Origin of the sequence: Rhodanobacter sp. C05 (assembly GCF_002001165.1) — a bacterium.
Taxonomy (GTDB): Bacteria; Pseudomonadota; Gammaproteobacteria; order Xanthomonadales; family Rhodanobacteraceae; genus Rhodanobacter.
The window spans coordinates 302,552-324,651 of the sequence record NZ_MUNQ01000009.1; the positions used below are offsets into that span (position 1 = coordinate 302,552).

Genomic DNA, 22,100 nt, shown 5'->3' on the forward strand with positions numbered 1-22,100 from the left:
CCGCAGGGGGAGGTTGGGAGGGGGTTGTCCGAGCTTGCAGTGAAGATCAAGAGCAACCTCTCCCCGGCCTTCCCCTGCAAGCAGGGGAGGGAGCACTTCTGTCAGAAGCTGACTTTCCCGCGCAGCATCTGCCCGTACATCACCCAGTCGCCGAGCAGGCTGTACAGCGGATGCTTGAACGTGGCCGGGCGGTTCTTCTCGAATACGTAGTGGCCTATCCAGGCACAACCGTAACCGGCCACAGGCATCAGCCATAGCCAGCCGAGCTGACCGGTCAGCAACGCCACCACCAGCACCACGATCACCAGGCTGCTGCCGATGAAATGCATGCGGCGACAGCTGCGGTTGCTGTGTTCGGTCAGGTAGTAGGGATAGAACTCGCTGAAACTGGTGAAGCCGGACATGCGAAAGCCCTGACGGTTCGACCCGGACAGCGTGACCCGGCCGCGCTGCTGTTGCAACTGGCGGCGCGGGTCAAGGCAGCGGAATGAACTCGTCCTCGTCACCCACCACCTTGCCCCAACGCTGCGCCTGCCAGTCGAGCTTGGCCTGTTCGATGCGCTCTTTCGTGCTGGCGACGAAGTTCCACCACAGATGGCGCTCACCATCCAGCGGCGCGCCACCGAACAGCAGCAGCTTGCTGGCCGTGCTTGCGCGCAATGAGGGCGCCGATGGGCCGGCCTGCACGGCCATCTGCTCAGCGGCAAGATCCAGCTCGCCCCAGCGAACCGCACCGTCGACAACGAAGACACCACGCTCGAGATGTTCCTGCGGCAACGCCAGTTCGGTGCCGGCGGCCAGCTGCACCTCGAGCAGGAACATCGGGGCGAACACCTTGACTGGCGACTCCTGTCCATACGCGCTGCCGGCAATCAGCACCGCCTCCATGCCCGGCTGGCGAATCGTCGGCAACGTGGCGCGCTCATGGTGGTGAAACTCCGGGGCGATCTCGGCATCGGCCTGCGGCAGTGCCACCCAGATCTGCACGCCATGCAGGGCTTGTCCGTCGCTGCGTTCGTCCGGCGGCGTGCGTTCCGAATGCACGATGCCGCGACCGGCGGTCATCCAGTTCACCTCGCCGGGGCGGATGTCCGCCACGCTGCCGATGCTGTCGCGATGACGGATCGCGCCGTCGAACAGCCAGCTCACCGTGGCCAGCCCGATATGCGGATGCGGCCGCACGTCCATGCCGCTGCCGGGCGCAAATGTCGCTGGCCCCATGTGGTCGAAGAACACCAGGGGGCCGACATGGCGCGCCTGCAACACCGGCAACATCCGTCGCACGGTGAAGCCATCGCCGAGATCATGCAGGCGCCCTTCGATCAGGGTCGGGTTCGCTTCCATCATGTTCTCCGTCGCTTACCAGGCACGCCGATACTGGATCGGCGCTTCGATTTTTGCATCGAGCTGTTGTGCCGCCCACCGCGGAAAATAGGGGTCGCGCAGGCTTTCGCGCGCCATCAATACCACGTCGGCTTCGCCGTTGGCGACGATCTCCGCGGCCTGTTCGACTTCGGTGATCAGGCCCACCGCGCCGGTGGCGATGCCGGCTTCGCGGCGGATGCGCGCGGCAAACGGCACCTGGTAACCGGGCGCCAGCGGAATCGTCACGTGCGGCAGCAGGCCGCCGCTGGAGACGTCGATCAGATCGACGCCGAGCGGCTTCACCTGCTGCGCCAGCTGCACGCTTTGTTCAATATCCCAGCCGCCCTCGTCGGCCCAGTCGGTGGCCGAGATGCGCAGCCACAGCGGCAACCCGGCCGGCCATACCTCGCGCACGGCGGCGATCACTTCGCGCACGAGGCGGCTGCGATTCTCGAAACTGCCGCCGTAGTTGTCACTGCGCTGGTTGCTCAGCGGCGACAGGAACTGGTGCAGCAGGTAGCCGTGCGCCGCATGCAGCTCGATCAACTGGAAGCCAGCCGCCAGCGCCCGTTGCGCGGCCGCGCGAAAATCTGCAACCACCGCGCGGATGCCTGCTTCATCCAGCGCCTGCGGCACGTTCCAACCTTTATCGAACGGCAGCGCCGACGGCGCCACGGTCAGCCAGTCGCCCTGCCCGGCCGGCACCGGGCCATGCCCTTCCCATGGACGCAACGTGCTGGCCTTGCGTCCGGCGTGTGCCAGTTGAATACCGGCGATCGCACCTTCCGCCTTGATGAAACGGACGATCGGCTGCCACGCAGCCTGCTGGGCCTGATTCCACAGCCCGGTGTCCTGCGGCGAGATGCGTCCCTGCGCCGAGACCGCGGTAGCCTCGGCGATCACCACCGCCGCACCACCGACGGCACGACTGCCCAGATGCACCATGTGCCAGTCATTCGGCAGGCCATCGATGGCCGAGTACTGGCACATCGGCGATACCACCAGACGATTGCGCAGGCTGAGGCTGCGCTGGGTGAACGGCTCGAACAGATTCATCGGGTATTTCCGCGTGGGGTCACGTATCGATATGCAGGCGGCCTTCTACTGGATCAAGCGGCCGGATGAGTCCGCGCGATCGGCACCGCGTCCTGCGTCGCGATCCAGGCCGCAATGCGCGCCGCGATCGGTTCGGGAGTCTTCATCCAGCCGAAATGATCAGCCGGCTTGCCACCCAGATCCGGCGGCGTGATGACCTCCACGCTTCGGTTGGCTCGCGGCATCTTGCCGAGCAGCCAATCCAGCGAGGCCTGCGGCCCCAGCCAGTCGTCCTGCAGGCGCAGTGCCAATACCGGCAGCGGCGAAGCGGCCAGTTCCTGTTCGAAATCCTGTGCCATCCCGGCGGCCGCATAACGACCGGTGCGTCCGCTGCGCGCCCAGTCGGCAATCAGCCGGCGCGCCTCATTGCCGGCGAAACCGATTTGTCGCCCGGGCAGATACCCCACCAGGGTAGCCAGCCACGGGGCAAGGACATAAGCGATACGGATCAGGCTGCCAAACCGGAAGCGGCGCCAGTACGGCGAGCCCGTGGCGACCAGCACAAGGCCGGCATGTTCGGCAGGATGCAGGCTGGCATAGACGGAACCCAGCTGGCCGCCCAGGCTGTGGCCACCCAGCCAGCAGGCCGCCTGCGGCCAGCGCGCGCGCACCGCGGCCAGCGCTGTCGGCAGATCGTCTGCCAGCAGCTCGCGATAACCCCAGTCATCACGCCGGCCGGCGCGCCGGTTGCTGGAACCGATACCGCGCCATTCGTGCACGACCACCGCCACTCCCCGCGCAGCCAGCGCCTCGGCCAGCGGCAGATAGTGCCTGGCCGGCATGCCCATTGCCGGCAGCCAGTACAGCAGCTGGTGCCACGCGCCGGCAGGATGGACACAGAGCAATTCGAAGCGTGACCCATCATCAACCGAAACCGGAATGACTGTCTGCCCGGTTGGTGTAACTGCCGCCGGCATCGGGGTGGGCGCGGGGCCGTGGGAAGGATCGGACATCCCGACAGGCTAGCGAATTGTCGCGTCCACGACAAAAAAGAGGCCGGCTTGCGCCGGCCTCTTCGAGACATAAACGCCGTTATCAGGCCGGCGTGACGTCTTCAGCCTGCAAGCCCTTCTGGCCATCGACGACCTTGAAGCTCACTTTCTGCCCTTCCTGCAGGCTCTTGAATCCCGTGCCGCTGATGGCGCGGAAATGTACAAACACGTCAGGGCCATTTTCCCGGCTGATGAAGCCGAAACCCTTGGCGTCGTTGAACCACTTGACGGTACCTACTTCACGATCCGACATGACTCACTCCGATCCATTCCAGACGCTGACACAAGCCGGCCCCAACGAGCCGACGGCTTACTGAGCTTGCCGGAATCATCGGGTGTAACGATAGGGATTCAGGAAACCCCATACCGGGCACGCACGTGGCCGAGCAGACGCAGTGCCCTTAGCATAACGGATTTCCGGCTTACAAGTGATTTGTCAAGCGGATTCTCACGGCCATTATCCGGGCAGGGGAAAACCGGGCATCGCTGCCCGGTTTCCCTTACATCCGAAAGGTAATCAGGCCGGGGTCACTTCATCGGCCTGCAGGCCCTTCTGACCCTGCACTACCTTGAAAGAGACCTGCTGGCCTTCCTGCAGGCTCTTGAAGCCCGCACCCGCGATCGCGCGGAAATGCACAAAAACATCCGGACCATTGTCACGGGCAATAAAACCAAAGCCTTTGGCGTCGTTGAACCACTTGACGGTACCGACCTGACGATCTGACATGTAAATCACTCCATTGGGTTTAAAGACTCGACCAGCACACTGCGGCAGGCCGGCTTACTGGTGTGCAAGGAAACAACCCTAGGGTGAACGATGAGGCAGATCGCGGATCGGCTGCATCGGGCCACAGACTCTGCTGACCCCGGCAAACACAGTGGTCAAATCATAACGGCAGAATTGGGCCGATGCGAGATTGCGCGGTGCAGTACAAAATGAAATCGTTTTCAGCAAATTGGTCCAAAAGATGACAAATTTCAGATTTTCTTTACCTCGAACCGAGTCTAGTGTGACTCTGCTAACCGATAACCGCCGGATCGTTTTGTACCCGGCAATATCAACCATTGAGGAGCACCGAGCATGTCCATCCTGCCTCGCCTGAGTCTGACGTGCGTTATCGCTGGTCTGTTGCTGGCCGGTTGCGCCCACCAACCCAAAACCCAAACCCCGCCGAACGCTGAAACTTCATCCGCAACAGCCTCGACCGGGCCCGCTACCCTGCATGCGCATCGCCCAGCGACCGCCAACGGCCACATCACCGTCCAGAATGTCGACCTGCCCGACCACACCGGCATTCCGGCCTGCGACGATTATCTGTCCAGCTATATGGCCTGCCACCGCGCAGCGGCCATTTTCCCGCCAGATCAATTGGCATACCGCTACCAGCAGATGCGTACCAACCTGCTGATCGACTCGGAAAACCCGGATATTCGCCCGCAGCTGGCAGCCCGCTGCAACTCGCTGGCCAGCACGTTGCGCGATGCCCTGCATGGCAAATCATGCGCAGCGAATCCAGCCCCCGCGAGCAGCACGCCGTAGATAACCCTGGCTTATATTCCGGCGCGCCAGGCTGCCCGCAACATCTTCGCCAAAGTCACAGGTTGCGTACGGCCCAGCCTGACTTCAGGTGTTCCGTGCCAGCGCGCCGTAACCATGATCGCCGTGGCCACTGCCTGCACCAATCCGGTATCGGGCACCACGTCCGGCTCCAGAAAAAGCGCCTTGACCTCGAACACACCTTCGCTGCGATGTGCCTTGGCATCCAGCCGGCCAATCAGTCGACCGCGATGCAGGATCGGCAGCACGAAGTAACCGTAGCGCCGCCGTGCGGCCGGCGTGTAGCACTCGATGGTGTACTCGAAACCGAACATCGCCAGGGCCCGTGCCCGGTCCCACACCAGCGGATCGAATGGCGACAGCAGCACGGTGTGGGTAGCGCGCAGGCGACCCCGCCGTGCCCGCTCCAGGACTTCGGCATGATCCCGGTGCACGTAACCCGGCACCTTCCAGTCCTGTACCGGCACGCTCAACAGGTCACCACGAGCCAGCAGCGGCGCCAGTTCCCGCTCGGTCACCGCGGGTTTCAGCCGGTAGTAGTCGGCGATCCAGCCAGCCTGAGTCACACCCAGTGCACGCACACTGTCGAGGATGAAGCGTTGCCGCAGATCTGCCGCGGAGAGAGTTGCGGCGGCGGTGTCGAACGATGGATCGAGCCGGGCCAGCACGTTCGCGGCCAGATCGTATACGCGCTGAAAATTTTCGCGGCGCGCCACCATCAATTCGCCCAGTGCAAACCAGGCTTCCAGCCAGCGCTTTTCGGGTTTCCATGACCACCAGCCCGGCGTGGCTGCACCGCTGCCTTCCTGGCGCACGAAATCCGCCGCGCGCACCGGCCCGGAAACGCGAATGCCGTCCAGCAGCGCATCCATTTCCGTACGTTGTTCGCGATGCATGCGCTCGGCATGCCGCTGCGCCCAGTGATTCCCGCGCTGCCCCAGCCAGCCACGATGCAGGCTGACGTCGGTCGCACTCACGAAGCACGCCTCATGCGCCCAGCACTCAGCCAGCTGCCCTTGTGCCAGTGCCTCGTCCAGCCATCCCAGCGGATAAGCGCCGAGGCGTGCGTGCAGCACCAGGTAAGGGCTGCGCGCGACCACATGGATGGTGTCGATCTGCAGCAGGCGCATGCGCTCGATCGTCGCCACCACGTCACTGCGTCGCGGTCGGCGACGCAACGGCTGCAACAGGCCCTGCGCCGACAATTGCAGCAGGCGTGCCTGCACCATGCTCAACATGCGGCGTTTACCTGAAGCTGCGTGCAACGACACGGCAGCTTCACGCGATCATGACCAAGATATTGAGCCGGCATTTACAAAATCCCTGTTAGCGTCATCCCGAGTCCGGCAACCGACAGCGGAAATTTCCGTACTGAATCGGCGACGGATGTCTTCACCCACTTTTCTTGCAAGTATTCTGGCATGGAGTATCGACGATGAAATCTCACAAGCCACTTCTATCCGCCCTTACCGCCGCTGGGCTGTTGTTCGCCGGCACGCTGATGGCACAGGACGCACCACCACCACCGCCTCCGCCGCCTCCTGCGCCGATGTCCAGTCCTGCACCGGCAGAGAGAGCAGCCTACCCGACACCACAAGGCCAGCTCGTCGTGCATAGCGCACCGGCACCCGCACCCACAATCGATCCCGCGCCTTCATTTGAACAATTGTCCGGAGGCGGCAAATGGATCAGCGAAGATCAGGCAGCCGCCTATCCACCGCTGGCCAATGACTTCCTCAATGCAAGCCACAACGGCAAACACGTCAGCAAGGCCCAGTACGACGAGTGGGTCAAGCAGCTCCAGTAAGCAGTCACTTCCGTACCAAGCCGGTCACCGTAGAGGTGGCCGGCTTTCTTTGGCCAGACAGGCACTCTCGCGCCGGATATCCTCGACACACCCACGGTCGGGAATCCCGAATTGATCGATCTTGCATGGTTCTGGTCTGGAGCATTCGCTCGATGAAGCCTCGTCATCTTGTCGTGCCGCTGGTGTGGGCAGCCAGCCTGTTTGCCACACCAAGCCATGCACAGAATCCGGATCCGACCGACATCCGCGCGTGCACGGCGATCGAGAGCGACTCGCAGCGGCTGGCCTGTTACGACCACGCGACGGGTCGCGTGAACCTGCCCGCCGCACAGAAGCGGGTTGACCGGGAAACCACCTCGCTGAGCATCTTCGGTCGCGAACATACCGGCACGTCGACTACGGCGGCACAGGGCAACCATGAGGTGGCAAAACCACTGTCCCTGCTCGACAGCCGCTGGGAACTGTCACCGGAGAGCAAGCTCGGCACCTTCAACGTGCGCGGCTACAAACCGGTCTATGTCATGCCGGCATTCGCCACCAGCAATCAGAACGACGAGCCGCACAGTCCCAACCCGGTCAACACGGTGACTTCGCCGCAGTCACTGGACAATGTCGAGACGAAGTTCCAGCTCAGTCTGAAGACCAAGGTCTGGCAGGGCGTGTTCGGCGATGCCGGCGACCTCTGGGTGGCTTATACGCAGGACTCGCACTGGCAGCTCTACAACTCCCAGGCCTCGCGCCCATTCCGCGAAACCAACTACGAGCCCGAAGCCATCCTGATGTTCAACACCCACTACGAAGTGTTCGGATGGGATGGGCGGCTGCTGGGCATCGGTGTGGATCATCAGTCCAACGGCCAATCCGATCCGCTCTCGCGCAGCTGGAATCGGGTGATGGCGGATATCGGCTTCGAACGTGATGGCTGGACCGTGATGCTGCGTCCGTGGTGGCGCATCCCGGAGTCACGCGCCGACGACAACAATCCCGATATCAGCAATTACATGGGTCGCGGCGACATGCAGATCATCCATGAGTGGAATGGCCAGGAGTTCGGGCTGATGCTGCGCCATTCGCTGCGTGGTGGCAGCGAAAGTCATGGCGCCGCCCAGTTCACCTGGAGCTTCCCGTTGATCGGCAACATGCGCGGTTACATGGAAGCCTTCAAGGGCTACGGCGAAAGCATGATCGACTACAACCACAACGCCACTTACCTCGGCGTCGGCATTTCGCTGCTGGACTGGTATTGAGCTCAGCGCAAAAGACAAAGGCCCGTTGACTTGCGGTCAGCGGGCCTTTGTCATCGCCTGCACGCGGCCACGCCGCGGAAACGAAACGATCAGTGGTGATGACCACCAGCGCCGTGCACGTGACCGTGCGCCAGCTCCTCTTCACTCGCCGCGCGCACGTCGGTCACTTCGATCGCAAAATGCAGGGTCTTGCCGGCCAGCGGATGGTTGCCGTCGATGAACACCTTGCCGTCCTCGACCTTGGTCACGGTGACGTTGATCTCGCCCTGTGGACCGCGCCCCTGGAACTGCATGCCTGGCTGGATGTCGTCGACACCCTGGAACGCCTCCCGCGGCACTTCCTGCATCAGCTCGGCGTGATGCACGCCGTAACCCTCTTCCGGCGCCACATCGGCGATGAACTTGTCACCGACAGCGCGGCCTTCCATCTGCTTTTCCAGGCCCGGCACGATATGACCGCTGCCATGCAGGTAGGTCAGTGGTTCGCGACCTTCGGAGCTGTCGATGACCTGACCCTGGTCGTCGGTCAGCGTGTAGTGGAAGGCGGCAACGGAGTTCTGGGCAATCTGCATGTAAGTCTCACGAATAGGTTCAAGTCCGCCGGCCAGATGCCGACACGAGCGCACAAGGTTACCAGAACCGCACAACAGGCCCGGCTGCACGGGCTGGCCGGATTGGCGATACTGTGGCCATGAGCCCGTCGCCAAGCCGTTTTCACCACCTCATCGCCTCGCTCCTGTTGTTGGTCGGCATATGCTGGCTCGGCACCTCGCTGGCAGCGGCACCTGCGGTCATCAGCAGTACTACCCCGATGGCCCTGGCGGCGCAGATCGATGCACACATTGACCAGACCCGCTTCAGTGCAGCCAGCTGGGGCATTGCCGTGATGTCGCTGGACAGCGGCCACATGCTCTACGCATACCACGCCGATCATCTGCTTCAGCCAGCCTCCACCGCCAAGCTGTTCACCGCCGCACTGAGCCTGTCCACGCTGGGCACGGACTACCGCATACCCACCCGATTGCTGAGCAGAGGCCGATTGCGCCATGGCCGTCTGGATGGCCAATTGATCCTGTACGGCATGGGCGACCCCACCCTGGGCACGGCCGGCAACGCTGACTGGGCCGAACGGCTCGCTGAGCAGCTGGCCGAGCATGGCGTGAGCTCCGTACGTGGCGACCTGATCGCCGACGACAGTTATTTCACTGGCCCGTCGTTTGGTAGCGGCTGGGAGGCCGGCGATCTGCAGAGCTGGTTCGCGGTGCCGTCCTCGGCGCTCAGCGTGCAGGAGAACGTCGTCGACGTCACGGTGACTCCCGGCACGGCCGCCGGTCTGCCGGCCAGCCTCACCCTCGCACCGGTTGACGGCATCCCGAGCCTGCTCGGCCAGCTCACCACGACCCTGCCGGACGCCATCAACGACATCAATCTGTATCGCGCCCCTGGCACCGACAAGCTATACGTTTTCGGCAGCGTGCCCACCGGCTCGACACCCCAGCATTTCAGGGTGGCCATGACAGACCCGGCGCTGCTGGCCGGCCATGAGTTGCGACAGGCCCTGGCACGCCACGGCATCCACATCAGCGGCCAGCTGCAGGTGCTGCACTGGCCACAGGACGATGCAGGCCTGCTGGAGCATGCGAGCACATTCGGCGAAGTGTTGTCGCCACCATTGCTGGAAATTCTTCAGCGCGGCCTGAAGCGTTCGCAGAACCTGTATCTGCAGAACCTGCTGCTGAATGTCGGTGCACGCGAACAGGCCCGCACCGCCGCACCTGCCTCGGGCTTCGTGACCACCGAGACTTATGCGATCCGGGCGCTGCAACCCTTGCTGGAACAGGCCGGCATTCCGCCATCGGCAAGCATGATCACCGAGGGCACCGGATTGTCACGCCGCGACCTGGTGACACCGAATGCACTCGTGCGCCTGCTCGGTTACCTGGCGGCGCAGCCGTATGCCGATCAATTGCGCGATGCACTACCGATCGCCGGCACAGATGGAACCCTGATCAACCGCATGCGCCAGACGGCAGCAGCCGGCAACGTGCATGCGAAGACCGGCAGCATGAGCAGCGTGCATTGCCTGGCCGGCTATGTCACCAGCGCAGCCGGCGAACGGCTGGCCTTCGCCATCATGCTCAACAACTACGAGCCGTCGAGCGATGCACCAAGCGCCAGCGGCGACCTGGACACCATCGCCGAGCTGCTGGCGAACTATCGCGGCCGCGAATGAATGCGACCGCCGAACGGCATCAGCCGGTCAGCCGTGCCAGTGTGTCCTTGCCGATCTTCTCCGGCGTGTCGGTCGGCGCATAGCGCTTCACCACCTGCCCATCGGCATCGATCAGGAACTTGGTGAAGTTCCATTTGATCGACTCGCTGCCGAGGATGCCCTTGCCCTCGCTTTTCAGCCACTGATAAAGCGGGTCGGCATGCTCGCCATTGACCTCGATCTTGGCAAACATCGGAAACGTCACGTCATAATGAGTGCTGCAGAAATTCTTTATTTCAGCTTCGTCGCCAGGTTCCTGGTGGCCAAACTGGTCACACGGGAAACCGAGTACCACCAGCCCGCGATCGCGCTGGTCTTGCCAAAGTGTCTCCAGCCCTGTGTATTGCGGGGTGAAGCCGCATTTGGACGCGACATTGACGATCAGCAGCGTCTTGCCGCGCCAGTCCGCGAGTGAGTGCGGGTTGCCATCGATATCGCGGACGGTGAAATCGTAAACGCTGGTCATGGATGGACTCCGTTCGGGTAAGCCGATTCAGCAGTCTACGCCATCGCTGGCCGTGTCCGTGACATAGAATGGCCTTCCCGTCCGCAGACCAAGCCCCGCCGTGATCCGCTTTGTCGATGTCCACAAGTCCTACCGTGTCGACGGCCGGGACATTCCCGCGCTGCAGCCTTTCAACCTCGACATTGCCGATGGCGAGGTATACGGCATCATCGGCCTGTCAGGTGCCGGCAAATCGACGCTCATACGGCTGATCAACCTGCTCGAACACCCCAGCGGCGGCCACATCTTCATCGGCGACGTCGAGATGACCGCGCTGGCCGAGCCAGCGCTGCGTGCACAGCGTCGCAAGATCGGCATGATCTTCCAGCACTTCAACCTGCTCGCTTCGCAGACCGTGGCCGACAATGTCGCGTTTCCGCTGCGGCTGGCCGGTGAACACGATGCCGGCGTCATCCGCGGCCGGGTCGACGAGCTGCTGGCGCGGGTTGGACTGACCGCGCATGCCGACAAGTACCCATCACAACTGTCCGGCGGACAGAAGCAGCGCGTCGGCATTGCGCGCGCGCTGGCCAACCGGCCGACGATCCTGCTGTGCGACGAGGCGACCAGTGCGCTCGATCCGCAGACCACCGCCTCGGTGCTGGACCTGCTTGCCGAGATCAATCGCGAACTGAAACTCACCATCGTGCTGATCACCCACGAAATGGATGTAGTGCGCCGTGTATGTGATCGCGTGGCCGTGCTGGATGCAGGAGTGATCGTCGAGCGCGGCGCGGTTGCCGATGTATTTCTTCATCCCCAGCATCCAACGACCAGACGTTTCGTCACCGAGGCGTTGCCGGAGGAAGCGGCCAGTGAGCTGGCGCCGTTCGCCCGGGTGCCGGGGCGCATTCTGCGCCTGAGCTTCCGCGGCAACACCACGCTGACACCTGCCCTTGGCCGCGTCGCCCGCGAGACCGGGATCGACTTCAACATCCTTGCGGGGCGCATCGACCGCATCAAGGATCTGCCCTATGGCCAGCTGACCCTGGCCATGCAGGGTGAACATGTGGATGCCGCGCTGGTCGCGCTGCGCGAAGCCGGCATCGAGATCGAGGAGTTGCACCGATGAACCTGCTGCAGAAACTGTTTCCGAACATCGACGACTGGGGCGAGCTAGGCCACGCCTGCGTCGATACCTTGCTGATGCTCGGCGGCTCGCTGCTGCTCACCGTGCTGATCGGCCTGCCGCTGGGCGTGCTGCTCTACCTCACCGGCAACGGCCAGCTTCGTCCGATGCCCAAGCTTTACGCAGCCACCTCCTTGCTGGTGAACGTGCTGCGCTCGGTGCCCTTCATCATCCTGATGATCGTGCTGATGCCGGTGACGTACTTCCTGGTCGGTACCAAACTCGGAATCCGCGGCGCGATCCCGCCCCTGGTGATCGGTGCAGCACCGTTCTTTGCACGCCTGGTGGAAACCGCGCTGCGTGAAGTGCAGCAGGGCGTGATCGAGGCCAGTCAGGCGATGGGTGCCAGCCTGTGGCAGATCGTGCGCCATGTACTGCTGCCCGAAGCACGCAGCGGCATCTTCGCCGGCGTCACCGTCACGGCGATCGCCCTGGTCGGCTACACGGCGATGGGTGGCGCGATCGGCTCCGGTGGTCTCGGCGACCTGGCCTATCGTTACGGCTATCTCAGCTACAAGTCCGACTACATGCTGGTCACCGTGGCGCTGCTGATCGTGCTGGTGCAAATGCTGCAGATGATCGGCGACCGCATCGTGACGCGTTATAAGCAACGCTGATTTGGTTATTTGTGTTCGGCGATACGGGCGGCCTACATTCGTTGGCCACCCATGAGAATCGCCTCCATGAGATTGCTGCTCGCCGCCGTCGCCGCCATACTGGCCCTGCTCTTGCTGGCGGGTTATGCCAAGACGAAGGCATGACGTGTTACAGGCAATGCCGGCCTCGTGTTTGTATTTGGCAGTATAGACGGCTTATTATTGTGCGACGCACAAGAGAACATGCCCGATGAAACTGCTACTCGCCACCCTCGCTGCCACGCTGGCCCTGCTGCTCGTGGGCTGTTCTGCGCCCAAGGAAGACAAAAACACACTGACTGTGGCCGCGACTGCGGTACCGCATGCGGAGATCCTCAAGCAGATCCAGCCTATCCTGGCGAAGGAAGGGGTGAACCTGCAAATCAAGGTATTCGCCGACTACGTGCAGCCGAACACGCAGGTGGTCGAGAAAAACATCGACCTGAATTATTTCCAGACCAAACCCTATCTGGATGCGTTCAACCGCGAGCACGGCACCAACCTCACCATCATCACCGGTGTGCATATCGAGCCGTTCGGTGCGTATTCGAAGAAGTACAAGAGCATCGACCAGCTGCCCGACGGCGCCAGCGTGAGCATCCCGAACGACCCCAGCAACGGCAGCCGCGCACTGCTGCTGCTGGCAAGGCACGGGCTGATCACGTTGAAGGATCCGAGCAACGAGCTGTCCACGGTGAAGGACATCACCGCGAATCCGAAGCACCTGCAGTTCCGCGAACTGGAGGCAGCGATGCTGCCGCGTACGCTGGACGAGGTGGATCTCGCCCTGATCAACACCAACTACGCGCTGGCCGCCGGCCTCAACCCGACCAGGGATGCGCTGCTGATCGAGGACAAGAACTCACCCTACGTGAACTACCTGGTCGGCCGCCCCGACAACCAGAACGACCCGCGCGTGCAGAAGCTGGCGAAGGCGCTGACCAGCCCCGAGATCAAGGCCTTCATCGAGCAGAAATACCACGGCGCCGTGCTGCCGGCGTTCTGACGCTCGGCTCCCTTTCCTGCTTCGGGGAAGGGAGCACAAGAGCCATTACCCCTGCGTTGCAGGTATCTCGAACACCTGTCGCAGGTAGGTCACATAGGCCTCGTCTTCGCACATGTTCTTGCCCGGTGAGTCGCTCAGCTTGGCCACCGGCTGGCCGTTGCAGCGGATCATCTTGATCACGATGTTGAGTGGCTCAGGCCCCACGTCGTTGGTGAGATTGGTGCCGACGCCGAATGCCAGCAGGCAGCGATCGCGAAAGTGCGCGTACAGCTGCATCACTTTCGGGATATTCAGCCCGTCACTGAACACCAGCACCTTGTTGCGCGGATCGACCCGGTTCGCGCAGTAGTGCGCCAGCACTTTCTCGCCCCACGCAAACGGATCGCCGGAATCATGCCGGGTGCCGTCGAACAGCTTGCAGAAATACATGTCGAAATCGCGCAGGAACGCGTTGAGTCCATAGACATCGGACAGGGCGATGCCGAGATCGCCGCGATATTCCTTCGCCCACGCCTCCAGCGCAGCCACCTGCGAATCGCGCAGACGCGGGCCGAGCGCCTGATGTGCCTGCAGGTATTCGTGCGCCAGCGTACCGAGCGGCGTCAAGCCAAGCTTGCGCGCCAGCCACACATTGCTGGTACCTGCCAGTTGGTTGCCTAGCCCGTCGCGCAGCGTGGTCACGACCTCTTCCTGCCATATCCGCGAATAACGCCGACGCGTGCCGTAATCGGCAATGCGGCAGCCGGCGTAATCCGGCGTATCGCGTAACAGCGCAATCTTCGCGTGCAACCGGCGGCGTCCTTCGCTCAGATCGAGACCCGCACTGGTACGGCGGAAATACACCTCGTTGACGATCGCCAGCAGTGGCACCTCGAACAGGATCGTGTGCAGCCATGGCCCACGGATGCGGATCTCGATTTCGCCGTTGCCCGATGCGGAGGGCGCGATCTCGACATACTTCTCGTTGAGCTGGAACAGAGCCAGAAAATCGACGAAATCGCTCTTGATGAAACGCCACGCCCGCAGATAGGCAAGCTCCTCCGTCGTGAAACGCAGCTGGCACAACGCGGCCAGCTCGACGCGGATCTCGTCGATGCAGGGCACCAGGTCGACACCCGGATTGCGGCACTTGAAGCGATACTCGACCTGCGCAGCCGGATACTGATGCAGCACCACCTGCATCATCGAGAACTTGTACAGGTCGGTGTCGAGCAGCGAATCGATGATCATCAGTTGCCCACAGGGAGGAAAGGTGCGCGGCCATTATCCATGCCGAAGCACATCACACCTCCTTGTGGCACACAAAAAGAAACCCCATCAGCCAGGGGAGGACTGATGGGGTTTGTCAGGCGGCATCCGGGGGAGGAAAGCCAGCCCCTCAGTGACACGATGTTTTGTACCACTTCCTGTCGCCATCACGGCGATACATGTGGTTAGTGTGGCCACTGCGGCGTGAGTTCAACGTGTATGTCGAAATTTGTTCAGCTTTCCGACAGGCTTGGAGCATGCTGCCGCTGTTGCACACAAATCGCTTACTCAGCGCCATGCGCGAACCTACAATTTTTTCACATTCTTGCCGGAGCCTCTGATGAAGCTGCTCAACCTGTGCCTGCTCGCGCTGTGCTTGATCCTGCCTGCGACAGCCGCTGAGTTGAAGGTCGACCTCGGCCACGGCATCGTCGCCTATCGCACCGAAGCCCTGCTCGTGCGACAAGACGTGCGTACCATCAGCGTGCCGGCCGATGTCGCGTACAGGCGCGCGATGCATTACCGCGCCATACCGTTGCTCGCACTACTCAAGGGTATCGACGCGAATGACCATCTGCAGTTCGTCGCCAGCGACGGATTTACCGCCGAGATTCCCGCAGCGCTGCTCCTGAACAAGCAAGGCAGCGAAGCGTGGCTGGCGATCGAGGATCCGACCCAGCCCTGGCCCGCCCTGGACAAGAATCATGGCCATGCCGGACCGTTCTACGTCGTCTGGACACAGCCACAGGCCGCCCATGTGAGTCTGGAGCAGTGGCCGTATCAACTCGCCGCGATCCGCAAGCTGGACAGCGTGGCCGAGCGCTTCCCGGCCATCCTGCCGGATCCCTCACTGCCTGCGAGCAGTGATGTGCAGCGTGGCTTCATCGTGTTTCAGCACACCTGCTTCGCCTGCCATACGCTCAACGGCGAGGGCGACGCGAAATTCGGGCCCGATCTGAACATCCCGCACAATCCCACCGAATACCTGCGCGCAGACCTGCCACGCGCCTACATCCGCAATCCGCAGTCACTGCGGCAATGGCCGCAGGCGAAGATGCAGGGCTTCGACACGCAGGCATTATCCGATGCTGATCTGGATGCCGTACTCGTGTATCTCCGATATATGGCAGCGCGCAAGCTCCCGCATTGATTCAATGCAGCTACAAACACATCACACGCCCAAGCCGCAACAACTATAGAACACCGACCGCGAGCATAAAGCTGCATTATCATCCAAGCCATCATCCAAGCCGCGTAGCCCGTAACGCAGACGGAAAACTTCCAAGCTATCGGCCAATCGCGCTAAATAACACAGGGGAAAATTCAAGCATGAAAAAGGGATTCCTTGCCCTAGGTGCGTCCATTGCTGCAGCGCTCGCTGGAGCACCTGGTCTGACACTGGCACAATCGTCGGCGACGCCCGACCTGGCTTCGCCAAGCATCAGGATCGCGCAAGCACCCGGAGTAACCCGCACCATTGACGACCATGCAATGTCGTCCCTGCGGAGTAGTCATCCGCAATTCCTCGATCAGATCCAGCCTGGCGAAGCGCTGCCAGGCTCCACTCCGCTGGATCATATGCAACTCGTCCTGAGACGCAACAGCCAGCGAGAACAGGCCCTCGAAAGCTTGATCGGGCAGATACACGATCCTAGGTCATCCCAATTCCACCGTTGGCTGACCCCCGAGGAGTATGGCGAAACCTTCGGTGTGAGCGACAGCGATATGGTTGCAGTGAAATCATGGCTGCTCTCGCAAGGCTTCACTATCAACACGATCTATCCAAACAGGATGCAGATCGATTTCAGTGGCACCGCGGGCTTGGTGAACCACGCATTCCATACGCAAGAGAACCGTTATCGGATCGGCAATAACGACTACTTCGCCAATGCCAGCGACATCAGCATTCCGGCGGCACTGCAAGAAGTCGTGGCAAGCATAGCCGGACTGAATGACCTGCATGTGATGCCGCGCCAGAAATCCTCCCATCGGACAGGATCAGTGGCGCCTCACGGTCAAGCCATCACCTATTACGGCAGTGAGCGTGCTCTCGTTCCCAACGATTTGGCGACGATCTATGGCGTTGCCCCTCTGCGGGCCAACGGCGTTACCGGCACCGGCGTCACCATCGCCATCGTCGGAAACGCCGACATGGTGCCGGCAGACTGGGACAACTTCACCCAGGTTTTCAATCTCGCCCGGTTTGGCGGCACGTTCACGCTGGTCCATCCGGCACCAGTTTCGGGAACGAACAACTGCACCGATCCGGATGCCATCAGCAATCCCGGCATACCAGCACCCAATACGGATGACACCACAACCCTTGAGTCCGCCGAATGGGCCACAGCCCTCGCCCCTGGTGCAAACGTCGTAGTTGCCAGCTGTGCCGATGTCGCAGGAGAACCCTGGCTTGGAACGATTATCGCCGCCACAAACCTGATCAACGGCAGCGTCCGTCCCGACATCATCAGCGTCGGCGCCACCCAAGACGAACAGTGGGATACCGCCGATAAGGTCACGATTGACCAGATGTGGCAGCAGGCCGATGCCGAGGGCATTTCGGTATTCGCGGCCACTGGCGATAAAGGGACCACTCCAGAGAGCTTTTCAGGCTTCAGTCCGATCAGCGGACAAGGCATAGGCGTCAATGCCTTCGCGAGCTCGACTCATGTCACCGCGGTGGGCGGCACTGACTTTTCTGACGTCTACGATGGCACGACCAGTCAATACTTCTTGCCGACGCCAAGCATCGTCGGTGGCTCGGCCATTTCGTACGTGCCCGAGATTCCGTGGAACGAGTCCTGTGGCAACGGTGTTCTTGGAAAGTATCATGGCTACAACAGGGTCGTGGGCTTCTGCAACGACATGATCCGGCATGACACCAACGCAATTGTCTCCTCTCCCAACGCCGACGACTGGGCCGACAACGGGGTCTTCCTGACCTTTCGCGCGAGCGCCGGCGGCCCCTCCTCGGTGGAAGCCAAGCCTGCATGGCAGGGTATCGTGAACGATGCGGCCAACGACGGCTGGCGCGATGTCCCGGACGTCGCCCTGTTCGCAGGCTCAAGCGCCGATTACACCTGGCTCACGGTGTGCTCGCAGGCCTACCCGTGTTCGCCCGACTTCAGTTACTCGTTCGGACCCACTGCCGGCACGGCCATGTCATCAGCAATGTTTGCCGGCATCCAGGCTGTCATGGATCAGGGACTGAGCGATCGCAACCTCGGCAAGGATCAGGGCAATGCCGCGCCGACACTCTATGCATTGGCGGCTGGAGAATATGGCGGTGCAACCGGTGCTGCACCGGCGACACTGGCAGACTGCAGCGCGGACAGCAGTACCAGCACTGCTGCGAATTGCATCTTTCACAACATCACCCGTGGGTCAACGTCCACCAATTGCGTCATACCTGCTTCATGGGGAACCAGCATCCCGAACTGTTACATCTTCAATACCTGGACGGTCGAATACACGGGTGCTGGAACGCCCACATCAATTCCCTTGCTGGTTGGCATGACCACCAGCGACGTATCGCCAACCAGTTATGACGTCTCGACCAAGGCGTATACGGCACGCACTGGCTGGAGCTTTGCATCCGGCCTGGGCTCGGTGAATGCAAAAAATCTGCTGATTGCATGGCGCGCCTACAACTCTGCAAACGGGATCAGTTCGGCGCACTAGCAACTTGTTGAAAGTGGCCGCGCTGCCCTTTCTCAACCGACCCAATGCGGCACATGCCGTCCGTGGCCTGCACCAAGAGAGGTGTTTTCAGCACTCTGTTAGTGCAGGCTCTCCTGCATTGCACAGGTATCGACCCGTTAGCCAAGCAGGGCAGGTCGAGTGAAGCGCATCAGATCAACATATCACCGGTAGCTTGGTCACCTTGATGGCGCAACACCACTGATACGCAAATAATGTTCGATGCTGACATGCCGTTCCTGCTCCGGCATCCCCGCCAGTTTTCGCACCTCGGAGTAGAACGCGGGCCACATACGCCCTGCACGCTGAAACAGCATAGCGAAGGCCGGGGTCCACTGGTCGTACAGACCAAATGGCAACAACCTTGCATTGTTGATCGGCGCGGCGACCCAGGCGTCGTAGCTGTGATCGTTTGGCCAGTCGTGGTCACGCCATTGCAAGTAGCGCTTGCGGAATGCCTCGATCTCGCGCTGCTTGCCGGCAGCCATCGCCGTTTCATCCTCACCGCTGGCGTACAACGTCTTCAAGCGCTCGCGCAGATCCAGCACGAGCTGGGTGAATCCGTCATCCATCGCCTGTGCATGATCATCCTGCGGCGGCAGGCCGCGTGACTCCCGCCATTCACGCAGGCCCTGGTTCTGTACGAAGGTGGCAAAAGACTCGTTGAACGCCGTGTCGTCTTTCACATAGATCAGCTGATGCGCCAATTCGTGGAAGATCGTGCTGTCGAGTTCGTCGTCGTCCCAACTCAGCATGCTGCTGAGGATCGGATCGGCAAACCAGCCAAGCGTGGAATACGCCGGCACGCCGCCGATCCAGACATCATCGCCACGCGCCTTCAGTCGTGCCGCATCAGCCTTGGCGGCGGCTTCCTTGAACCAGCCGCGATAAGCGACGCAACCGGCGACAGGAAAGCACTGCGGCAATGCCTCCACCGAGAAACGTAGCGTGGCAAATACGTTCCAGACCACGTATGGCCGATGCAGCTCGACATACCCGGTGTAGCTGCGATTGTCCGGCAAACCCAGATGCTGCGAGGCAAACTGGCGTGCTTGCCGTGCCAGACGCAGGCGCGCGGCGAGTTTCGCATCGGTCGCCGGATCGTCCACCACGTCACTGATCGCGCGTCGATGGACAACCAGTTCCCCTTGCCCGTGTGCAGCCTGTGCGTAGTAGTGCAGGCTGCCGCAGGCACAAAGCACAAGGCCCATCGCCACAATGGCGATGAGCCTTGAAAAGCTGATCAGTCGTGGCACGCATCGGGATGGAGGCATACCGCGATTGTGCCTGAAGCGTCAGGCTTGCCTAGTGGTGATGGTTGTATCCGCTGCTGCCGACATGTCCGTGCTGGACGCTGCCGTGTGCACCCTGCCAGTGACCGCCAGGCCCCCGGTAACCGCGATAACCGTACCCACCGCGGTAATAAGCGCCGCCGCCATACCAGAGACCCACACCCGGTGCATAGCAGCAACCATAGTAACCGTAATAGTCGTAGTAACCGGGCGCCACGTAATAACCGTCACCGTAAACCGGTGCCACCTGGCTGTAGTAGGCGCCGCCATAGCCGGTACTGCGTACATAACCCGGATCGTAATAGCAGCCCGACAAGGTCACTGCCGCGACGACCAACGCAAGACTTGCAAAGAGGCGTTTCATGATCTGTCTCCTGCTGGAGCGACAACCGGATCATGCGCCGCATCGCTTGAACGCGTGCTAAGTTTCCGCGCCGTATCCATCGGCATTTATCCGCCAGCCATGTGCCACCAAACGGATGCAATCAGGCTGGATGGACGCCGTGCTGAAACGGCAAGGCCGGCACATACCTCAACTCAGAAGCTCGGGCGCAGCAGCGCATCGAGGAAATGCGGCAGTACCCGCGGATCGACCAACAGGGTCACGATCACACCGTAAACCGCACCCCACAGATGCGCACTGTGATTGGTGTTGCCCTGCCCGCGTCGATCCATGTAGATCGAATAACCGGTGTACAGCACTGCATAGACGATCGCCGGCATCGGTATTACCAGCACGATGATCCGTGACCACGGTGCCAGCAGAATGTAGGCGAACAGCACTGCCGACACCGCTCCGGATGCACCGAGACTGCGGTAATTCGGGTTGCCCCGATTCTTCAGGTAAGTCGGCAGGATCGACACCACCAGGCCACCGATATAGAACAATGCGAAGCCGAGCATGCCCAGTCGCGCAGTGAACAACCCCTCCATCGCCCGGCCGAAAAAGAACAGCGTGATCATGTTGAACAGCAGATGGTTGAAATCCGCGTGCACCAGACCGTAGGTCACCAGCCGGTGGTATTCACGCTGACGGGCGATCGCTGGCGGCCACAGGATCAGATCGTTCATCAGCCGGCTGTTCTTGAACGCCATGAACGAGACGATGCAGGTGATGGCGATGATGAGCAGGGTGATTGGCATGAACGATTCCGCAGCGGCCGCAAAACGCCCATCTTGGCGTCCCTGCAGGTTCTTGTCGACTATCCATCGATGTCGCGCCCGATCGAGGTAAGCGCTTATGCCTTGTTTCCATGCAGATATTCCGAAAAGTCACTGCACGGATCGGCGATGCACGGCTATCATTCGCGGTTTTACGCGGCCTCTTGCCGCGGCACGGAATCATGACCTTGCTTCGTTACCTGCATCTGGACGTCTTCGCCGCCACCCTCGGCGGCGGTAACCATCTCGGCGTGGTGATCGGTGCGGATGACTGGAGCGTAGCGGCGATGCAGCGTTTCGCGCGCTGGACCGCACTGGTCGAGACTACCTTCTTGCTGCCGCCTGCCGATCCGAGGGCCAGCTACCGCGTGCGCATCTTCACGCCGCACAAAGAAATCCCGTTTGCCGGCCATCCCAGCATCGGCAGCGCACATGCGGTGATGGTTTGTGGCGTGGCCGAACCACGCGATGGCCTGCTGTGGCAGGAATGCGGTGCCGGCGTATTGCCGATCCGCGTCGAAGGCAGTGGCGCCAGCCGCGAACTGCTGTTGCAGTCGCCCGGTGAGCGCGTGCTGGATACCGGGCGCGCAGCACACCCGTTGCTGCCGAATGCGCTGAGCGGCATCGAACTCGGCACATTGGCACCGGCGCTGGTCGACGGCGGCCGGCGCTGGTGGCTGGCCGAGGTTGCAGACGAAGCCAGCCTGCGTGCCTGGCGACCTGATCACGCAGCGATTGGTGCACTGGCGCAGGCCAGCAAGAGCATGGGCTTGTGTGCGTTCGCGCGTTGCTCAGGCAGTGAATATCGACTGGTCGTGCGTGCGTTCCCGGCAGGCGTCGGCATCGTCGAAGATCCTGCCTCCGGTGCCGCCAACGGCCTGATCGCCGCCTATATCAGGCACGCCGAACCACAGGGTGTCCTGTCGCAGGGATATCAGGTCAGCCAGGGGCGCGAGATCGGGCACGATGCGCGGCTGATCGTGCAGATCGACAGCACCTCGATCTGGGTTGGCGGCCACAGCCACACCGTGATCGACGGCACACTGGACTGGAACCCGCACGTAGCGTGATGCCTCCCGCGCACGGATG

At 61.8% G+C, this 22,100-nt stretch carries 23 protein-coding genes; 10 read left to right on the forward strand and 13 right to left on the reverse strand.

Annotated elements, in window-relative coordinates; translation table 11 throughout:
- Positions 1-101: 101 nt before the first annotated feature.
- The 6 genes from B0E51_RS09435 to B0E51_RS09460 form a co-directional block, all read right to left on the reverse strand.
- Positions 102-404 (reverse strand): DUF962 domain-containing protein, encoded by a 303-nt coding sequence (locus tag B0E51_RS09435; RefSeq protein WP_077444737.1) that lies wholly within the window; start codon positions 402-404, stop codon positions 102-104.
- A 70-nt stretch (positions 405-474) separates the two neighbouring features.
- On the reverse strand, positions 475-1,344 hold the full coding sequence (locus B0E51_RS09440) for a pirin family protein (RefSeq protein ID WP_077444738.1): 870 nt from the start codon (positions 1,342-1,344) through the stop codon (positions 475-477).
- Positions 1,345-1,359: 15 nt separating this feature from the next.
- A complete protein-coding gene (locus B0E51_RS09445; RefSeq protein WP_077444628.1) occupies positions 1,360-2,421 on the reverse strand; it encodes an NADH:flavin oxidoreductase/NADH oxidase in 1,062 nt (353 codons plus the stop codon).
- A gap of 53 nt (positions 2,422-2,474) precedes the next feature.
- On the reverse strand, positions 2,475-3,377 hold the full coding sequence (locus B0E51_RS09450; RefSeq protein WP_143525872.1) for an alpha/beta fold hydrolase: 903 nt from the start codon (positions 3,375-3,377) through the stop codon (positions 2,475-2,477).
- A gap of 118 nt (positions 3,378-3,495) precedes the next feature.
- The gene (locus tag B0E51_RS09455; protein ID WP_077438969.1) at positions 3,496-3,705 is read right to left on the reverse strand and encodes a cold-shock protein; all 210 of its coding nucleotides are present in this window, start codon (positions 3,703-3,705) and stop codon (positions 3,496-3,498) included.
- 264 nt (positions 3,706-3,969) lie between these two features.
- A complete protein-coding gene (locus tag B0E51_RS09460; protein WP_077444630.1) occupies positions 3,970-4,179 on the reverse strand; it encodes a cold-shock protein in 210 nt (69 codons plus the stop codon).
- Between the two features lie 354 nt (positions 4,180-4,533).
- On the opposite strand from B0E51_RS09460, the gene B0E51_RS09465 reads away from it, so the two are divergent.
- Complete coding sequence (locus tag B0E51_RS09465) at positions 4,534-4,992, forward strand: hypothetical protein (protein WP_077444631.1); 459 nt, start codon at positions 4,534-4,536, stop codon at positions 4,990-4,992.
- A gap of 11 nt (positions 4,993-5,003) precedes the next feature.
- On the opposite strand, the gene B0E51_RS09470 is transcribed toward B0E51_RS09465, so the two are convergent.
- Positions 5,004-6,248, reverse strand: a complete 1,245-nt coding sequence (locus tag B0E51_RS09470; protein ID WP_077444632.1) for a crosslink repair DNA glycosylase YcaQ family protein — start codon at positions 6,246-6,248, stop codon at positions 5,004-5,006.
- A 197-nt stretch (positions 6,249-6,445) separates the two neighbouring features.
- On the opposite strand from B0E51_RS09470, the gene B0E51_RS09475 reads away from it, so the two are divergent.
- Together B0E51_RS09475 and B0E51_RS09480 are read left to right on the forward strand one after the other, a co-directional pair.
- Positions 6,446-6,817 carry a hypothetical protein gene (locus B0E51_RS09475; RefSeq protein ID WP_077444633.1) on the forward strand — a complete coding sequence of 124 codons (372 nt, stop codon included), beginning with the start codon at positions 6,446-6,448 and terminating at the stop codon, positions 6,815-6,817.
- Between the two features lie 152 nt (positions 6,818-6,969).
- Positions 6,970-8,064 carry a phospholipase A gene (locus B0E51_RS09480; RefSeq protein ID WP_077444739.1) on the forward strand — a complete coding sequence of 365 codons (1,095 nt, stop codon included), beginning with the start codon at positions 6,970-6,972 and terminating at the stop codon, positions 8,062-8,064.
- Between the two features lie 89 nt (positions 8,065-8,153).
- On the opposite strand, the gene B0E51_RS09485 is transcribed toward B0E51_RS09480, so the two are convergent.
- Positions 8,154-8,636 (reverse strand): peptidylprolyl isomerase, encoded by a 483-nt coding sequence (locus B0E51_RS09485; RefSeq protein ID WP_077444634.1) that lies wholly within the window; start codon positions 8,634-8,636, stop codon positions 8,154-8,156.
- A gap of 119 nt (positions 8,637-8,755) precedes the next feature.
- On the opposite strand from B0E51_RS09485, the gene dacB reads away from it, so the two are divergent.
- A complete protein-coding gene (gene dacB, locus B0E51_RS09490) occupies positions 8,756-10,297 on the forward strand; it encodes a D-alanyl-D-alanine carboxypeptidase/D-alanyl-D-alanine-endopeptidase (RefSeq protein WP_077444635.1) in 1,542 nt (513 codons plus the stop codon).
- Between the two features lie 19 nt (positions 10,298-10,316).
- On the opposite strand, the gene B0E51_RS09495 is transcribed toward dacB, so the two are convergent.
- Entirely contained in the window at positions 10,317-10,802 is a 486-nt protein-coding gene (locus B0E51_RS09495) for a glutathione peroxidase (RefSeq protein ID WP_077444636.1), read from the reverse strand.
- A 100-nt stretch (positions 10,803-10,902) separates the two neighbouring features.
- Here B0E51_RS09495 and B0E51_RS09500 point away from each other — a divergent pair, with 100 nt between their 5' ends.
- The 3 genes from B0E51_RS09500 to B0E51_RS09510 all read left to right on the forward strand — a co-directional run bounded on the left by B0E51_RS09500 (position 10,903) and on the right by B0E51_RS09510 (position 13,611).
- Entirely contained in the window at positions 10,903-11,913 is a 1,011-nt protein-coding gene (locus tag B0E51_RS09500; protein ID WP_077444637.1) for a methionine ABC transporter ATP-binding protein, read from the forward strand.
- Complete coding sequence (locus B0E51_RS09505) at positions 11,910-12,587, forward strand: methionine ABC transporter permease (protein WP_077444638.1); 678 nt, start codon at positions 11,910-11,912, stop codon at positions 12,585-12,587. The genes B0E51_RS09500 and B0E51_RS09505 overlap by 4 nt, the downstream gene beginning before the upstream one ends.
- Positions 12,588-12,816: 229 nt before the next feature.
- Positions 12,817-13,611, forward strand: coding sequence for a MetQ/NlpA family ABC transporter substrate-binding protein (locus B0E51_RS09510; RefSeq protein WP_077444639.1), 795 nt, complete (start codon positions 12,817-12,819; stop codon positions 13,609-13,611).
- A gap of 45 nt (positions 13,612-13,656) precedes the next feature.
- Here B0E51_RS09510 and pncB read toward each other — a convergent pair whose 3' ends face one another.
- Positions 13,657-14,841 carry a nicotinate phosphoribosyltransferase gene (gene pncB, locus B0E51_RS09515; RefSeq protein ID WP_077444640.1) on the reverse strand — a complete coding sequence of 395 codons (1,185 nt, stop codon included), beginning with the start codon at positions 14,839-14,841 and terminating at the stop codon, positions 13,657-13,659.
- Between the two features lie 358 nt (positions 14,842-15,199).
- Here pncB and B0E51_RS09520 point away from each other — a divergent pair, with 358 nt between their 5' ends.
- Together B0E51_RS09520 and B0E51_RS09525 are read left to right on the forward strand one after the other, a co-directional pair.
- On the forward strand, positions 15,200-16,009 hold the full coding sequence (locus B0E51_RS09520) for a cytochrome c (RefSeq protein ID WP_077444740.1): 810 nt from the start codon (positions 15,200-15,202) through the stop codon (positions 16,007-16,009).
- A gap of 179 nt (positions 16,010-16,188) precedes the next feature.
- The gene (locus B0E51_RS09525) at positions 16,189-18,540 is read left to right on the forward strand and encodes a protease pro-enzyme activation domain-containing protein (RefSeq protein WP_077444641.1); all 2,352 of its coding nucleotides are present in this window, start codon (positions 16,189-16,191) and stop codon (positions 18,538-18,540) included.
- A gap of 197 nt (positions 18,541-18,737) precedes the next feature.
- Here B0E51_RS09525 and B0E51_RS09530 read toward each other — a convergent pair whose 3' ends face one another.
- The 3 genes from B0E51_RS09530 to B0E51_RS09540 all read right to left on the reverse strand — a co-directional run bounded on the left by B0E51_RS09530 (position 18,738) and on the right by B0E51_RS09540 (position 20,993).
- Positions 18,738-19,769, reverse strand: coding sequence for an aminopeptidase (locus tag B0E51_RS09530; protein WP_077444642.1), 1,032 nt, complete (start codon positions 19,767-19,769; stop codon positions 18,738-18,740).
- Positions 19,770-19,863: 94 nt separating this feature from the next.
- Positions 19,864-20,214, reverse strand: coding sequence for a hypothetical protein (locus tag B0E51_RS09535; protein ID WP_077444643.1), 351 nt, complete (start codon positions 20,212-20,214; stop codon positions 19,864-19,866).
- Positions 20,215-20,387: 173 nt separating this feature from the next.
- A complete protein-coding gene (locus tag B0E51_RS09540) occupies positions 20,388-20,993 on the reverse strand; it encodes a rhomboid family intramembrane serine protease (protein WP_077444644.1) in 606 nt (201 codons plus the stop codon).
- A 200-nt stretch (positions 20,994-21,193) separates the two neighbouring features.
- Here B0E51_RS09540 and B0E51_RS09545 point away from each other — a divergent pair, with 200 nt between their 5' ends.
- Positions 21,194-22,081: a PhzF family phenazine biosynthesis protein gene (locus tag B0E51_RS09545; RefSeq protein WP_077444645.1), complete on the forward strand. Its 888-nt coding sequence runs from the start codon at positions 21,194-21,196 to the stop codon at positions 22,079-22,081.
- Positions 22,082-22,100: the final 19 nt, after the last annotated feature.